The sequence below is a fragment of the Lentzea sp. NPDC004789 genome (assembly GCF_053601075.1).
Genome location: NZ_JBSGBE010000037.1, coordinates 16,154 through 30,967 on the forward strand (window position 1 = coordinate 16,154; position 14,814 = coordinate 30,967).

Consider the following 14,814-nt stretch of genomic DNA (forward strand, 5'->3'; position numbering starts at 1 on the left):
GGGAGTTTTCCCGTTTTTCCTTCACTCCTTTGCTGACTGGCTTGGAGATCCTCCAACCGTTAGGGGTTCGTCTTCAGCCTGGACTGAAAGTGTCGGACCTCGCGGGCACAATCAGGGGGTGCTGGTCGCCCTCGTCCCGGAAGCGGACGGTGCCGGGCGGTGGCAGAAGCTGCACGACGACGGGACGCCCGCGGGCCCGCCGATGGCGGCTCCGTCACTGGCCTCCGCCGTCGCGTCGCTGGAGCGCGCCCACAAACCGCGCTGGGTGTGGGCGGACACGGCCGAGGTCTACCCCGCACTGCTGGCCGCCGGGGTGCGGGTCGACCGGTGCTGGGACCTGCACCTGACCGAGGCGTTGCTGCTCGGCGCCGACGGCCGGCACCGCGAGCCGCGCGAGCTCGCGGCCGCGGTGGCGCGCGAGCTGGGGCTGCCCGCGCCCGCGGATCTGGGGCCGCGCAAGAAGGACGCCGAGCTGACGTTGTTCGAGCCGGAGCCCACGCGGCTGCCCGGCGGCACCGACGAGCTGGCGGCGCTGTCGCTGGTTCACCGGGCGCAGCAACGGAATCCGGCGCTGGGCCTGCTGATCGCGGCCGAGTCGGCGTCGGCGCTGGTGGCGGCGGAGATGACGTTTCACGGTCTGCCGTGGCGGGCGGACGTGCACAACGAGATCCTGGAGGAGATGCTCGGGCCGCGCACGGCGCCGGGCGTGCGGCCGAAGCTGTTGCAGGCGCTGGCGGACCAGATCCGGGAGGCGTTCGGCGGCAAGGAGGTCAACCCGGACGCGCCCGCGAGCATCGTGCGGGCCTTCGCGCGCGAAGGCATCGACGTGCCGTCGGCGCGGCGGTGGGTGTTGAAGAAGATCGACCACCCGGCCGTGGAACCGTTGCTGGAGTACAAAGAGCGCGCGCGGCTGTGGGTGGCGCACGGCTGGACGTGGCTCGACGCGTGGGTGCGGGACGGGCGGTTCCGGCCGGACTACGTCGTGGGTGGCGTGGTGTCGGGGCGGTGGGCGTCGCGAGGCGGTGCGGCCCTGCAGATCCCGCGGCTGATGCGCAAGGCCGTGCTCGCGGACGACGGCTGGTGTCTCGTGGCGGCGGACGCCTCGCAGCTCGAACCGCGGATTCTGGCCGCGCTGTCGGGAGATCAGCGGTTGATCGAGGTGTGCGGGGACGACGACCTGTACTCGGCGCTGGCCGCGGACTCGTTCAAAGGTGAGCGGCCGCGCGCGAAGATCGCGATGCTGTCGGCCATGTACGGCGGCACTTCCGGCGAGGCCGGGCCGCTGCTCGCCGTGCTGCGCAAGAGGTTCCCCCAGGCCGTCGGCTACGTCGAGGCGGCGGCGCAGGCGGGTGAGCAGGGCCGGATGGTGCGCACGCGGCTCGGCCGCACCTCGCCCTCGCCGTCCGAGGCGTGGCGCGAGCTGACCGGCGGCGCGGACGACTCGGGTGAGGTGTCGAGCTCGTCGCGGCAGGCGGCGCGGAACTGGGGCAGGTTCACGCGCAACTTCGTCGTGCAGGGCAGCGCGGCGGACTGGACGGCGGCGTTGCTGGGCGTGCTGCGCAACCGGTTGCCGGCCGACGCGCACCTGGTGTTCTTCCAGCACGACGAGGTGCTCGTGCACTGCCCGCGCGAGGACGCCGACGCCGTGATCGAGGCCATCGCGGACGCCGGGCGCGAGGCCACGCGGCTGCTGTTCGGCGAGACCGCCGTGCGGTTCCCGATGAACGCCGTGCCCGTCACGTGCTACGCCGACGCGAAATAAGTCCAAACGAGACGTAGCACGACCAGCAGCGTTGTGGACCGTTGCTCCGATTGGCCGCTTGTCCAGACCTTGTGAGAGCGCTCTCATAAATGGACTGCACCCGTGACAAGGAGGTCACTCGCGCATGAAGCCAAGCCGCCGCGTGCTCGCGGCCACGACAGCTCTTCTTGCCGCAGTACCCCTGGCGATCGCCGCCATGTCCGCCAACGCTTCGATCCCACCCCCTGCAGCGGGATGGACGCAGGTGTGGGGTGACGACTTCAACGGCCCGAACGGATCGCTGCCGTCGAGCTCCAACTGGATCTTCGACCTCGGTCACGCCTACCCCGGCGGCCCCGCGAACTGGGGCACCGGCGAGATCCAGAACTACACGAACAGCACGCAGAACATCCGCCTCGACGGCGCGGGCAACCTGCGCATCACCGCGCTGAAGGACAGCGCGGGCAACTGGACGTCGTCGCGCATCGAGACCCAGCGCTCGAACTTCAAGCCGGCGCCGGGCGGCAAGCTCGCCATCGAGGGCCGCATCCAGATGCCGAACGTCACCGGCGAGGCCGCCCTGGGCTACTGGCCCGCGTTCTGGGCGCTGGGTTCGCCGTTCCGCGGCAACTACTGGAACTGGCCGGGCATCGGCGAGTTCGACATCATGGAGAACGTCAACGGCATCAACAGCGTGTGGGGCGTGCTGCACTGCGACGTCGCGCCCGGCGGTGCCTGCGGCGAGTTCACCGGCATCGGCAACTCGCGGGCGTGCCCCGGCGCGTCCTGCCAGTCCGCCTTCCACACGTACCGCTTCGAGTGGGACGACGCCGCGAAGACGTTCACGTGGTTCGTCGACGGCCAGTCGTTCCACCAGGTCACCCAGGCCCGCGTCGGCACCACCGTGTGGAACCAGATGACGTCGCACGCCGGGTACTTCCTCCTGCTGAACCTGGCGATGGGCGGCGCGTTCCCGAACGCGCTCAACAACAACCAGCCGACCCCTGTCGCGGCCACCCAGTCCGGCCACTCGCTGGTCGTGGACTACGTGGCCGTCTACACGGCCGGTGGCACGCCCCCGACCACCACCACTACTACTCCCCCGCCTGGTGGCGGTTCGGCCTACTCCGAGCTGCAGGCGGAGAACGCGTCCGACCGTTCCGGCGGCACGGTGGGACCGGCCGAGGGCGGTTCGGGCGTGCACCAGATCGCGAACGGCGGCTACCTGAAGTTCTCCGGCGTCGACTTCGGCTCCGGTCCGGCGCGGCAGTTCTACGCCCGCGTGGCGTCCGGGGCCGCGGGCGGCGTGAGCGGGCTGGTCGAGGTCCGGCTGGACTCGCGGACGGCAGCCCCGGCGGGCACGTTCGCGGTCGCCAGCACCGGCGGGTGGGACGCGTGGAGAACCGTGCCCGCCAACATCTCCGACATCAGCGGGGTGCACGACGTGTACGTGACGTTCACTTCGGGGCAGCCGGCGCCGTACGTGAGCGTGAACTGGGTGAAGTTCGGAACCTGACCCCGGGGTGAGCGGTGGTGTGAGCGTCTGGGCTAGAATCTCGTCCCACGCGGACGATTAGCTCAGCGGGAGAGCACTACCTTGACACGGTAGGGGTCACTGGTTCAATCCCAGTATCGTCCACGATTCTCGAGGCGAGGTGTGTCGGCAAAAAGCGCCGACCTCCTCGCCTCGTGGTGTTTTCTGGGGGCCAAGCCCCCAGACCCCAGCCGGGGGCAAGCCCCCGGAACCCCCGACCGTGGTTGCGTTGAGCAAGCAACGGGGGCAGGGCTTCCGCGTTTCCTGAGATGATGGGTTCGTGTACGTCGAACGTCCCGCACCCGCAGGCCTGGCTTGCCTGTGGACGCGCACGGTCAGTTCACCGACCGTGCAGCGCGTGGTGCCGGACGGGTGCACAGATCTGATGTGGACTCCGGCCACCGGCGCCCTGTTCGTGGCCGGACCGGACACACAGGGTCAGCTCGCCACCGTCGCGCCCGGCACGTTGTACGGCGTGCGGCTGCCGCCCGGCGCGTTCCCGTCGGTGTTCGGGGTGCCCGCGCACGCCGTCCGGGACCTGCGGGTGCCGTTGTCCGAGCTGGTGCCCGGCGTCCGGCTCACGTCGTTCTCGGACATGGTGTCGTTCTGCGCCTCGCGGGTGGTCGTCGACCCGGCGCTGGCCGCGACGGCCTCACTGCTGCGGTCCGGTGACGTGACGTCCGCGGCCTGGGAGATCGGCCTGAGCTCACGGCAGCTGCGCCGCCGGTGCCTGGACGCGTTCGGGTATCCGCCGAAGGTGCTGCAGCGGGTGCTGCGCTTCGACACCGCGGTGCGCCTGGCGTGGGACGGCCTGCCGTTCGCCACCGTCGCCGCCGAGGCCGGCTACGCGGACCAGGCACATCTGGCCCGCGAGGTGCGGTCGCTCGCCGGGGTGCCGCTGGGTCAGCTGATCCGACCGTAACGCCGCAACGTCAACAACGCGTCGATGGTGAAGATGGACCGCCACTCGAAGTGCGTGATCGGGGTGAAGGCGGGGAAGCCGAAGTTCCAGCCGCCGTCCTGCTGCTGACCGTGCTGGAGCTCGTCGAGGCCCTTGTCGAACTCGTCGTCGGTGTACCAGGCGCGGGCGAGGCTGGTGGGCTTGGCCGCGTAGTGGTGCATCGCCAGGCCCTCGTCCTCCTCGTACGTGTGCGGGGTCAGGTGCCTGAGCTTCTCGGCGGCCAGTTCCGCGCGCTTCCGGTCCGGCACCTCGTCCAGGAACATCACCGCGGCGCGGAGCTCGTACGGGTGCGTCTCGGTGAGCTCGTCGATCATCCGCCAGCAGTGGCCGGTGGCCTTGTCGAGCCACCGGTCGCTGATACCCAGCGCGTAGAGGGCGGCGGCGATCTGCGCGGTGAGGAGCAGTCCGCCCTGGTCGTCGGCTTCGACCCACGGCGCCTTGGGGTGGTCCTTCGAGGTGGACAGGCCGAACGGCACCAACCCGTCCGGGCAGGTGTTCTCGAGCCAGGTCAGGACGGACTCGGCGGCCTGGGGTGCGCCGGCCTCACCGAACATCTGCAGCGCGCGCAGGGCGTGCAACGGCTGGCTGGTGGGCCCGCGGTGATCGGGTTCGAGGGCGTACCCGTAGCCGCCGTCGTCGTTGCGGTAGGCCAGCACGGCCTGGACCACGGCCTGGGCCGAGCCGCCGTCGAAGGCGTGCTCGAACCAGCGTTGTTCCAGCGTGCGGGCGTTGTGCCAGATGAAGTTCCGCGCTCGTTCGATCATGCCTCGAACCTAGGCCGGTGACTGTGCGCGGTCTTGCACGAAACGGCCATGTGACCAGGTCGGGGTCACTCGTTCACCCGCGGATGGAACCGGTCCTATGCGAAAATCCTCCAACAGGGGTGTGGAGTTCTGAGGGGAGCTGGCCGAGATGCTGATGTTCGACGCAGTGGTGCCGGTGATGGCGAGTGCGGCAGTGGGTGCCGCGGCGGGTGCGGCCGCTGCTGGAGCCGGTGGCGCGGGTACCGCGAAGTTCAGCGTCGACCCCGACCAGGCCCAGAAGATGATCGACGGCCTGCGCGCGTCCATCGACAAGCTGCAGGAGCTGCGCAGAAACGCGGACCTGCTGACGCAGGCGGGGGCTCCCGGCCCTGATCCCTACAGCGGCCTTGCGACCCTCTCGATGCGCAAGGTTGCTGGAACCGATGCCGGCGGTTACAGCTGGGCCAACGACAAAGCCGTCGCGGCGCTCGAGAAGACGATCGAGAACATCGAGAAGGCTCTGGCGGAATACCGGGGCACCGACGAAGCGGCGAAGACCGCAGTGAAGGGCTGACACGATCTTGAAGCGCACGACCGCTCTCTTGACCGCCGTAGTCGCCATCAGCGTGCTCGCCGGCTGTTCTGAGAAGACCCCCGGCAACGCGAACACCACGGGGCCCACCGCGAGCGACCAGACGAGCTCCTCACCCACGACCGGCGGTTCGTCCTCGGGTCTCAGCATCGCCAAGTTCGTCAGCAAGCCGTGCGACGTTCTCACCGCTGCGCAGGTGGCGAAGCTCGGACAGGTCAAGGCGCCCACGACCGGCACGACCGTTCTCGGCCCGGAGTGCGTGTGGAAGGGCCAGGACGTCATCAAGAACTCCACGTACTCGGTGGTGATCACCGCGGACAAGGACGTGGAGGACATGGTCAGCGCCCTCAAGTCGAGTCCGATCTTCAAGGACAAGAAGGTCGGCGATGTGCGTGTCGTCGTCAACGACTCGACCGACGGAGTCATGCACTGCAGGGCGCTGATCGAGGTCAGCAAGACCGACTCCGTGACCCTTGACGCCTCCATCGCCAAGGACGAGCGGCCGACGAAGCCTGCCTGCACCGAGGTCGAGTCCTTCGCGACGATGGTCATCGAGACACTGAAGGGGTAGCGGAAATGGCTGGGGATGAGCCGAACATCGGCGGCTTCATGTTGCTGCCCTTCGCAGGTGGCGACACGGTTTACAAGTGGTTCGAGAAGGGCAAGGGGCCGGCTCAGAGCACCTCGCCGGCCGCACAGGCCTGGCGTGATCTCTCCAGCGGCCACGCCGATGTCGCTCAGCTGATCAACAAGGCGGTGAGCGACTCCGGTGCCGCTTGGGAGGGCCAGGCGGGAGACGCGGCACGCAGCGCGACCTCGCCGCTCTCCACCTGGGCGGACGTCACCGGAACCTCTGCGAGTTCCGTGGCCTCGACGTCGGACTCGGTCGGTGAGGCGTACGTCAACGCCAAGTACGCGATGCAGAAGCCGCCCGAGGTCCCCGACAAGCCGTTCCTCAACGACGTGTGGCCCTGGGACACCGACTACGACGAGGCGGTCGAGAAGAACCAGAAGGTCAACGAGGCCAACATGCGGGCGTTCACCCAATACGGGGACGCCGTCACCGCGAGCACCAGCAACATGCCGACATTCATCTCGCCAGACGCGAGCGACGCGGGCATGCAGGAGCAGGGCACCGGTCAGAAGAACATCGACAAGGTCCACCGGCCGGGCACGTCGGACAGCTACACGCCGCCCGGCACCAGCCAGCCTCCCGGCACGAGCAAGCCGGGTGACAGCACCAACCTGTCCGGGTGGAAGCCGCCGAGCGACAACACCAACCCGACGTGGCTGGAGCCAGGTGCCCCGTCGCCCGGCAACCCGCCTCCCGGCAGTGACCCGGGCGACCCGCGCAACCGGCCTCCGACGGACACCGGCATCCCGCCCGGTGGCCGGTGGGATCCGAACAACCCGAACGACCCGCGCAACCGCGGCCGGTTCAACCCCAACGACCCGCGCAACCGTCCCGGCGGGCCGGGCGGGTCCGGTGGGCGGGGGCCCGGCGGCGGTGGCGGTGGCGGTGGTGCCGCAGGCGGTCGTGGTGGTGGCATCGGCGGCGGTGCCGGTGGCCTCGGTGGGGCCGCGGCGGCTCGGGCCGGTGGGCCCGGTGGCATGGGCAGTGGCAGCGGGTTCGGTGGCGCGGCCGGTGTCAGTGAGCAGGGGCGCGGCGGTGCCGGCGGCTTCGGGCCCGCGGGGGCCGGGGGTGCGGCCGGACGTGGTGGCGCTGCCGGTATGGGTGGCGGCGGCATGGGTCACGGCGGCAAGGGCGAGGGGGACGAGGACAAGGAGCACAAGTCCGCGTCCTACCTGCAGGAGACCGAGGACATCTTCGGTGACGGCACGATGGTGGCTCCGCCGGTCATCGGCGGATAAGGGGGAATGGTGCTGAGAACCAAGGTCGCCATTCCCGTCACGGCGCTTTACCAGGCGTGGCAGGCGGCGGGCTTGCCGTCGTTGCACCGGGCGTTGCTCACGCAGGTCGACTTCGACGAGGACCTCCTCGAGTCGGGTGACCTGAGCGAGCTCGAACGGTTGCAGCGCACGGCGTGGGCGCAGCTGGAGCAGTACGGGCTGGCGCGCGGCAACCAGATCCACCCGGACCTGGCCGCCGCGCTGCGGCTCGTGGTCGAGGCCGGTGTGGAGTACTGGGCGTTCTTCAGCCTGAAGGACGGCCCGCAGCAGAGCGTTCTGGTCGTGTCGAACGGTCAGGACGCGTTGCGGATCGTGCTGACGCCGGACCAGCAGTTCGTGCTGGAGCCGGTGCGGCCGGACGAGGCACCGCAGGCACTGGTCGGCGCGCTGCCGCCGGTGCCGGCCGGCAAGGGCAGCCCGATCACGCTGCCTGAGGACGCGTTGAAGCAGAAGCCGCAGTCCTACGAGGACACCGGCTCCTTCCTGCAGCAGAGCCGTCCGACCAGCACGCCGAACGACCAGCTGGTCGCGCAGCTCAAGCAGATCATGAGCGAGCCGCGCACCGGCGGTGGGCAGGTCTACTCGGCCAAGCGCGACCACCTCGGCCGCAAGCAGCGCTGCGCCAACCCGCTCACGTTCATCGACACGCCGAGCGGGCGCTACCTCGCGGCGAAGGACCAGGGCTGGCTGCGGGTGCAGCCGGCCGACTTCGGCACGCTCGCGCGGATGACCGCGACGATGCCCTAGCAGTGGCGGACACGGTGGCCGAGCCGCGCACGCAGCCCGGCCAACCGCGCCTCAGGGTCACGTGAACCGCAGCGCGTCCGGGCCCAGCTCGGCCGGGCTGCGGTGCCCGGACAGCCCGATCGTCAGGTCGAAGTCCGCGAGCAGGCTGCGCAGCACGTGCCGCACCCCGACCTGACCGCCGTGCGCCAGCCCGTACGCGTACGGGCGGCCCACCATCACCGCCTTGGCGCCCAGCGCCAGCGCCTTCACGATGTCCGCGCCGGTGCGGATGCCGGAGTCGAACAGCACGTCGACCTGCTCCCCCACCGCCTCGACGATCGACGGCAGCGCGTCCAGCGCCCCGATCGCGCCGTCGACCTGGCGGCCGCCGTGGTTCGACACGACGACTCCGTCCATTCCGGACTCGACGGCCTTGCGCGCGTCGTCGGCGTGCTGGATTCCTTTGAGGACGATCGGGCCGTCCCAGTGCTCGCGCAGGAAGGCCAGCTGCTCCCACGACTTGTCGGTGCCGGTGAACAGCTGCACCCACCGCAGGATCGCCATCGGCAGGTCCTCCTCCGGCGACTTCTGCAGGCCCGCGCGGAAAACCGGGTCGCTGAACGGGATCGCGGTGCCCACCCCGCGCAGGATCGGCAGATACGCCTGGTCGAGGTCGTGCGGGCGCCACGCCAGCGTCCACGTGTCGAGGGTGACGACCAGCGCGGTGTAGCCGGCCTTGCGCGCCCGTTCCAGCAGTGACGCGCACACGTCCGGGTCGTTCGGCCAGTACAGCTGGTACCAGCGCGGGCCGTCGCCCGAGGCTTCGGCGACCTCCTCGATGGTGTGCGAGGACGCCGTCGACAGCACCATCGGCAGGCCGAGCTCGGCGGCGGCACGTGCGGTCGCCAGTTCGCCGTCCGGGTGCAGGATCGATTGCACGCCAACGGGTGCGAGCAGCACCGGGGCCGGCAGGTCGGTGCCCAGCACGGAGACGCCGAGGTGCCGTTCGGTCGCGTTGGTGAGCATCCGCGGCACGATTCGCACCCGGTCGAACGCCTCGCGGTTGGCCCGCACGGTGGCGCCGGAGCCGGCACCTCCCGCCACGTACCAGAACGGTCCCGGTCCCAGCCGGTCGCGCGCGGACTGCTCCAGCGCGTCCGGGTCGGTGGTGAACGGCGGCACCGCGCCGCCGAGCCCCTGCAGGTAGATCTCGTTCTGGTACGCGGCGAAGGAGGTCATGCCGCCCAGCTTGCTACGAAGCGGGCTGCACGAGGAAGAACTCGTTGCCGAACGGGTCGCTGAACCAGGTGGCCCGGTCACCCCACGGCATGGTCTCCGGTGCCGCCTTGACCTGTACCCCCTTCTGTTCGAACGAGGTGACGTCACCGTCGATGTCGTCGGTGATCAGCGAGATGCCGCAGCCCGTCGCGAACGAGATGTTGGGCGAGTCGTTCAACGACAGCGCGAACGCCGTCTGCGCGCCGGGAGGGGCGACGGTCAGCCAGCGCATGCCCGCCTCGTTGCTGTCCTGCCGCTTCTCCCAGCCCAGCACGCCGACGTAGAACGCGACCGCCTCGTCGAGGTCGTGGACGTTGATCGTGATCGAGTGCGTGTGAGTGATCATGCGGGCAACGCTAGGCCCGCGCGGCCACTTGCCGCTTCTTCGAAACTGCTCGACGCGGCCAGCGCGACTCCAGCCAGATCGCCACCGGTGCGGCCGTGACCACCGTGGACGCGGTGCCCGCGACCAGGCCGATCAGCAACGCCGTGGCGAAGTTCGCCAGCGACCCGTCGCCCAGCACCAGCAGGGCCGACAGCACGAAGAGCACGCCGATGCCGGTGTTCACGGTGCGCGGCACGGTTTCCACGACCGCGTCGGACACCACGTCCGGGTACGGCGCCTTGAGCCGGGAGCCGCGCAGCGAGCGCAGCCGGTCGAAGACCACCACGGAGTCGTTGACCGAGTAGCCGACCACGGTCAGCAGTGCGGCGAGGAAGACGCCGTCCGCGGTGTTGCCCAGCCACGCGAACACGCCGATCAGCACCAGGACGTCGCTGAGCAGCGCGGCCACGGTCGCCACGCCGAGGCGCCAGTCGAACCGCACCGCCAGGTACGCCAGTTGCGCGGCCACGGCGATGGCCAGGCCGATCACCGCGTTGCGGCGCAGTTCCGACGACAGCGACGGGCCGATCAGCTCGTTGCTGGACTGGCGGGCGCCGCCGTCGACGGCCGCGTTCACGACCGCGCCGATCCGGGACGACTGGGCGTCGTCGATCGGGCCGGTGCGCAGCGAGACCTCGTGGCCCGACGACGACACGACGACGTCCGGGAAGCCCGCGTCGGCCAACGCCGTGCGCACGCGACCTGGGTCGACGGCGCCGCCGGTGGTGAAGTCGAGCATGCGGCCGCCGGTGAACTCGACGCCCAGGTTCAGGCCGCGCACGAACAGGCCGGTGACGGCGACGAGCACCACGGCACCGGCGCTGACCAGCCACCACGACGGCCGCCGGTAGAGGACGACGGACAGCCGCTGCCGCACCCAGCCCAACGTGTGCAGGCCGCTCAACCGCGGGCGCTCGGCCACGAACCGCGTGCCCAGCACCCACAGCACCAGCACGCGTGACAGCACCAGAGCGCTGAACATCGACGCCAGCACACCGATCGTGAGCGTGACACCGAAGCCTCGCACCGGGCCGGTGGCCAGCCAGAACAGCAGTCCCGCCGCCAGCAGGGTCGTGACGTTCGAGTCGGCGATCGCGCTCAACGCCCCGCGGAAGCCGTTCTCCGCGGCACGGCGCAGGTTCGGTTTCCGCGCGTACTCCTCGCGGGCCCGTTCGAAGATCAGGACGTTCGCGTCGACCGCCATGCCGATCGCGAGCACGAACCCCGCGAGACCGGGCAACGTCAGCGTCGCGCCCACCGCCAGCAGGCCCGCGTAGGCGACGCCCGCGTAGCCGGCCAGGGCGACCACGGCGAGGAACCCGGCCAACCGGTACGCGACGACGAGGAACACCGAGGTCAGCGCGATGCCGATGATCGCGGCCTGGGAGCTGGCCTCGATGGCCTCCGCGCCCAGCGTGGCGCCGACGGTGCGCTGTTCGATCACCTGGACCGGCACCGGCAACGCGCCGGAACGGATGACCAGGGCCAGTTCCTTGGCCTCTGCCTGGGAGAACCGGCCGGTGATGGTGGTGGCGCCACCTGCCTGGCCTCCTCCGCAGGGCGTGTCGAGGCTGACCTCCGGGGACGAGATCGGCTTGCCGTCCAGCACGAACGCGATCTGGCGGCCGGGGGTACCGGACGGCTCGCAGGCCGCCGCGCCGGTCACCTTCTGCCACTTGCCGGGGGCGTCGCCGCGGAACTGGATGTTCACGACGAAGCCCGCGCCCTGCGGGTTGCGGACGGCGGACGCGTCCGAGATGCCTTCGCCGGTCAGGACGGTCTGGTCGTTGTGCTGCACGGTGAGCTGGGCGGTGCGGCCGAGGACCTGCACCGCTTCGGCCGGGTCCTGCACGCCGGGGAGCTCCACGACGATGCGGTTCTCGCCGGAGCGGGCGATGACCGGTTCGGCGACGCCGAGCGCGTCGACCCGGCGGCGCAGGACTTCGAGCGAACGGTCGGCGGCGTCGGAGTCGCCCTTGGCCTCCAGGACGATCTGGGTGCCGCCGCGGAGGTCGAGTCCGAGGCGGGGATCGGTGGTGAGCAGCAGAAATGCGGATGCGACGAGGACCCCGAGCGCTATCAGACCGCGCACGAGGAGACCCCGCCGCGCATGGTCGCGCGACATGGGTGAGAGAAGCCTTCCGGGAAGAAAGTGGTTGCTGAGAAAGGGGTTTCAGCGACCGGAAGGCGGAGAGCGGTCCCGATGCGGCGTCGAGCGGATGCCGTCGGGCGTGCGGTGGACGCGGCGGGCGAAGGAGACGACGAACCGCAACGGCAGCGCGGGCTTCGCGACCGGCGGCACGTGCATCGGCAGCTTCGCCTGCGGCACCTGCGCGGCGTGGTGGTTGTGCGGCCTGGGCGCGGCGCTCGGCAGGTTGGCGACGCTGTGGGCGTACCGGATGACCGAGCCCTCGGCGGGCGTCGGCGCGGGCGCGGCGACGATGAACAGCTGCCCGAGGAACAGCAGGAACGCCAGTGCGACCGCGTTGCGACGCATCACCGCTTCCGGCCTCCCCCGACGTAGACGAGCGCTCCCCCCACGACCGCGCACAGCCAGGAAAGCACAAGAGGTTGCATCGTAGTTGCTCCGAACCACAACGCGATGGTCCATCCGGAGAGAATCAGTGCCGAGGCCGCGAGCAGGGACACCGTCACGGCGAGCTTGCGCAGCCCGAACAGCAGCTTGAACGGCCGCAGCCGCAGCGCCACGACCAGGCAGCACAGCACCAGCGCACCGCTGAAGAACCCCAGGTACGGCGTGGGACGGGGCATGCCGGCGACCAGCGCGAGTAAACCTCCGCCGACCAGCAGCAACGACAGCATGCGCAGCGCGCGCCACACCTGGACCTTGTTCAACTGCGACGGCGCGGGCGGTTTCGCGGAACGACGCCGCTGCACGGTCGCGAGGTTCGCCTTGGAGTCCGCGTCGGACGGGTCGAGCTTGATCGCCGTGCGGTAGGCGTGCTCCGCGGTGCCCCAGTCGCGCAGGCGCAGGGCCGCGTCGCCGAGCACCTGGAACGCCCGTGCCTCGGTGGGCGCGAGCTGGGAGGCGTGCAGGGCCGAGTCGAACGCCTCGACCGCGCCGTCCGGCAGGTCCGCGAGCACCTCGGCCAGCACGACGTAGCAGCGCCAGTCGCCCGGTTTGCGCCGCACGGACTCCCGTGCCGCGACCGCCGCCTCCTGGTGCCGGCCGAGGTCGCTCAACGCCAGCGCCGCGAGCCGCTGCGGCCAGGCGGGCTCGCCGTCGAGCACCATCGCCCGCTTGGCCGAGTCGAGCGCCTGGTCCGCCTCACCGGCGTCCAGGTACGCCGCGGCGAGCCGGCACCACGCCTCGGCGTGCCGAGGGTTCGCCGCCACCAGGGGCCGCAGCAGGTCGATGGCCTGCCGCGGTTTCCCCGAGGCGGTGAGCTCGGCGGCACGCAGGAGCACCGCGGTCATCGGCTCGGACACGCCGCACAGTGTGACAGCGCGCCCTCAGCGCCCGAACGGGTGACCTCAGCCTTCGCCGAACCAGCGCGCCAGCTGCCCGTCCAGGTCCTGCTGGTCGTCGCCGGCCCACGCCACGTGCCCGTCGGGCCGCAGCAGCACCGCGGGCACGTCCAGCTCCTCGCTGACGTCGACGAGGTGGTCGACCCGGTCCGCCCAGCCGCCGACGGACAACGCGCCGGTCTGGTCGAGCAGGATCCCGCGCCCGGAGTGCATCCGGTCGTAGAGTCCACCGCCCTTGAGCGCGAGGTCCCCGATCCGCCGGCCCACCAGGTCGTCGCCGGACCCGAGGTCGTACCGGACCGAGACCGCGATGATCTTCTCGATCAGGTACCGGTTGACCTCCTCGAACTGCACCAGCTCGGTGAGCAGCCGCCGCACCGACTGCGGTCCGGGCTCGACCTTCATCAGCTCGATCTGGGCGCGGGTGTTGTTCAGCACCTCCTCGGCCACCGGGTGCCGTTCGGCCTCGTAGGTGTCGAGCAACCCCTCCGGCGCCCGGCCGTGCACAGCGGCGGCGAGCTTCCAGCCCAGGTTGAACGCGTCCTGGATGCCCAGGTTGAGGCCCTGGCCACCGGTCGGCGGGTGGATGTGCGCCGCGTCGCCCGCGAGGAACACCCGGCCGGACCGGTACCGCTCGGCCTGCCGGGTGGCGTCGCCGAACCGGGACATCCAGCGCGGCGAGTGCACGCCGAAGTCGGTGCCCGCGAAGTGCCGCAGCCGCGCCTTGAAGTCGTCCAGCGTCGGCAGCACCGAACGGTCCTCCGACACGCCGTCGGCGGGCACGACGACCCGGTACACCCCGTCCCCGAACGGGCCGATGCCGAACAGCTTCCGCGTCTTGCGGACCTCCAGCATGATCGGCATCGCTTCCTCCCACGGCATGCCGATCTCCATCTCGCCGAGCAGCGTCTCCACCCGCGTGGGCTCGCCGGGGAAGCCGATGCCGGCCAGCTTGCGCACGGTGCTGCGGCCCCCGTCGCAGCCCACCAGGTAGCGCGCCCGCAACGACGTGCCGTCGGCCAGCTCGACGGTCACCCCCTCGTCGTCCTGTTCCAGCCCCGTCACCGTGCAGCCGCGCCGGATGTCCACGCCGGCCTCGGCGGCGTGCTCGGTGAGCAGCCGCTCGGTGATCGGTTGCGGCAGACCGAGCGCGTGCGGGTACTTGGTGTCGAGCCGTTCCGGCGCGGGCTTGTCGATGCCGGCGAAGAACCCGGCGAGCGGGTGCTTCGTGCCCAGTGCCAGGAACCGGTCGACCAGGCCGCGCTGGTCGAGGATCTCGAGACTGCGCGCGTGCACGCCGAGTGCCCGGACGACCTTCGTCGGTTCCAGGTCCCGCTCCAGCAGCACCACGCCAACGCCGTGCAACCGCAGTTCGCCGGCCAGCATCATGCCGGTCGGCCCACCGCCGGCGATGATGACGTCGATCATGGAGTTCCCCATTTCCCCAGGTAGAT

Annotated in this window: 14 protein-coding genes and 1 tRNA gene; 8 read left to right on the forward strand and 7 right to left on the reverse strand. The window is 70.7% G+C overall.

Going from position 1 to position 14,814, the window contains the following annotated elements:
* Positions 1-121 precede the first annotated feature (121 nt).
* The 4 genes from ACWEIJ_RS44305 to ACWEIJ_RS44320 all read left to right on the forward strand — a co-directional run bounded on the left by ACWEIJ_RS44305 (position 122) and on the right by ACWEIJ_RS44320 (position 4,197).
* Positions 122-1,762, forward strand: coding sequence for a bifunctional 3'-5' exonuclease/DNA polymerase (locus ACWEIJ_RS44305; RefSeq protein ID WP_449843333.1), 1,641 nt, complete (start codon positions 122-124; stop codon positions 1,760-1,762).
* Positions 1,763-1,886: 124 nt separating this feature from the next.
* Complete coding sequence (locus ACWEIJ_RS44310) at positions 1,887-3,257, forward strand: carbohydrate-binding protein (RefSeq protein ID WP_449843304.1); 1,371 nt, start codon at positions 1,887-1,889, stop codon at positions 3,255-3,257.
* 51 nt (positions 3,258-3,308) lie between these two features.
* A tRNA-Val gene (locus tag ACWEIJ_RS44315) sits at positions 3,309-3,380 on the forward strand.
* A 175-nt stretch (positions 3,381-3,555) separates the two neighbouring features.
* On the forward strand, positions 3,556-4,197 hold the full coding sequence (locus ACWEIJ_RS44320; protein WP_449843305.1) for a helix-turn-helix domain-containing protein: 642 nt from the start codon (positions 3,556-3,558) through the stop codon (positions 4,195-4,197).
* Here ACWEIJ_RS44320 and ACWEIJ_RS44325 read toward each other — a convergent pair.
* On the reverse strand, positions 4,179-5,000 hold the full coding sequence (locus ACWEIJ_RS44325) for a hypothetical protein (protein ID WP_449843306.1): 822 nt from the start codon (positions 4,998-5,000) through the stop codon (positions 4,179-4,181). The genes ACWEIJ_RS44320 and ACWEIJ_RS44325 overlap by 19 nt on opposite strands.
* A gap of 148 nt (positions 5,001-5,148) precedes the next feature.
* On the opposite strand from ACWEIJ_RS44325, the gene ACWEIJ_RS44330 reads away from it, so the two are divergent.
* The 4 genes from ACWEIJ_RS44330 to ACWEIJ_RS44345 are packed head-to-tail and all read left to right on the forward strand — an operon-like array spanning position 5,149 to position 8,229.
* Entirely contained in the window at positions 5,149-5,553 is a 405-nt protein-coding gene (locus ACWEIJ_RS44330) for a hypothetical protein (RefSeq protein ID WP_449843307.1), read from the forward strand.
* A gap of 28 nt (positions 5,554-5,581) precedes the next feature.
* Positions 5,582-6,142: a DUF3558 domain-containing protein gene (locus ACWEIJ_RS44335; RefSeq protein WP_449843308.1), complete on the forward strand. Its 561-nt coding sequence runs from the start codon at positions 5,582-5,584 to the stop codon at positions 6,140-6,142.
* A 5-nt stretch (positions 6,143-6,147) separates the two neighbouring features.
* The gene (locus ACWEIJ_RS44340) at positions 6,148-7,443 is read left to right on the forward strand and encodes a PPE domain-containing protein (protein WP_449843309.1); all 1,296 of its coding nucleotides are present in this window, start codon (positions 6,148-6,150) and stop codon (positions 7,441-7,443) included.
* Positions 7,444-7,452: 9 nt separating this feature from the next.
* Positions 7,453-8,229, forward strand: a complete 777-nt coding sequence (locus ACWEIJ_RS44345; RefSeq protein WP_449843310.1) for an ESX secretion-associated protein EspG — start codon at positions 7,453-7,455, stop codon at positions 8,227-8,229.
* A 57-nt stretch (positions 8,230-8,286) separates the two neighbouring features.
* On the opposite strand, the gene ACWEIJ_RS44350 is transcribed toward ACWEIJ_RS44345, so the two are convergent.
* From ACWEIJ_RS44350 to rox, 6 genes are all read right to left on the reverse strand, one after another.
* A complete protein-coding gene (locus ACWEIJ_RS44350; protein ID WP_449843311.1) occupies positions 8,287-9,447 on the reverse strand; it encodes a lactate 2-monooxygenase in 1,161 nt (386 codons plus the stop codon).
* A 13-nt stretch (positions 9,448-9,460) separates the two neighbouring features.
* Positions 9,461-9,832 carry a VOC family protein gene (locus tag ACWEIJ_RS44355; RefSeq protein ID WP_449843312.1) on the reverse strand — a complete coding sequence of 124 codons (372 nt, stop codon included), beginning with the start codon at positions 9,830-9,832 and terminating at the stop codon, positions 9,461-9,463.
* A gap of 10 nt (positions 9,833-9,842) precedes the next feature.
* Complete coding sequence (gene secD / locus ACWEIJ_RS44360; protein WP_449843313.1) at positions 9,843-11,963, reverse strand: protein translocase subunit SecD; 2,121 nt, start codon at positions 11,961-11,963, stop codon at positions 9,843-9,845.
* Positions 11,964-12,044: 81 nt separating this feature from the next.
* Positions 12,045-12,368, reverse strand: a complete 324-nt coding sequence (locus ACWEIJ_RS44365; protein WP_449843314.1) for a hypothetical protein — start codon at positions 12,366-12,368, stop codon at positions 12,045-12,047.
* A complete protein-coding gene (locus tag ACWEIJ_RS44370; protein WP_449843315.1) occupies positions 12,368-13,321 on the reverse strand; it encodes a tetratricopeptide repeat protein in 954 nt (317 codons plus the stop codon). The genes ACWEIJ_RS44365 and ACWEIJ_RS44370 overlap by 1 nt, the downstream gene beginning before the upstream one ends.
* A gap of 45 nt (positions 13,322-13,366) precedes the next feature.
* Positions 13,367-14,788, reverse strand: coding sequence for a rifampin monooxygenase (rox, locus tag ACWEIJ_RS44375; protein WP_449843316.1), 1,422 nt, complete (start codon positions 14,786-14,788; stop codon positions 13,367-13,369).
* Positions 14,789-14,814 lie beyond the last annotated feature (26 nt).

Excerpts from the sequence above, each read along its gene's own strand:
- ACWEIJ_RS44365 (WP_449843314.1), bottom strand. The coding sequence starts at position 12,368 with ATGCGTCGCAACGCGGTCGCACTGGCGTTCCTGCTGTTCCTCGGGCAG.
- ACWEIJ_RS44330 (WP_449843307.1), top strand. The coding sequence starts at position 5,149 with ATGCTGATGTTCGACGCAGTGGTGCCGGTGATGGCGAGTGCGGCAGTG.
- ACWEIJ_RS44350 (WP_449843311.1), bottom strand. The coding sequence starts at position 9,447 with ATGACCTCCTTCGCCGCGTACCAGAACGAGATCTACCTGCAGGGGCTC.
- rox (WP_449843316.1), bottom strand. The coding sequence starts at position 14,788 with ATGATCGACGTCATCATCGCCGGCGGTGGGCCGACCGGCATGATGCTG.
- ACWEIJ_RS44310 (WP_449843304.1), top strand. The coding sequence starts at position 1,887 with ATGAAGCCAAGCCGCCGCGTGCTCGCGGCCACGACAGCTCTTCTTGCC.
- ACWEIJ_RS44325 (WP_449843306.1), bottom strand. The coding sequence starts at position 5,000 with ATGATCGAACGAGCGCGGAACTTCATCTGGCACAACGCCCGCACGCTG.
- ACWEIJ_RS44355 (WP_449843312.1), bottom strand. The coding sequence starts at position 9,832 with ATGATCACTCACACGCACTCGATCACGATCAACGTCCACGACCTCGAC.
- ACWEIJ_RS44340 (WP_449843309.1), top strand. The coding sequence starts at position 6,148 with ATGGCTGGGGATGAGCCGAACATCGGCGGCTTCATGTTGCTGCCCTTC.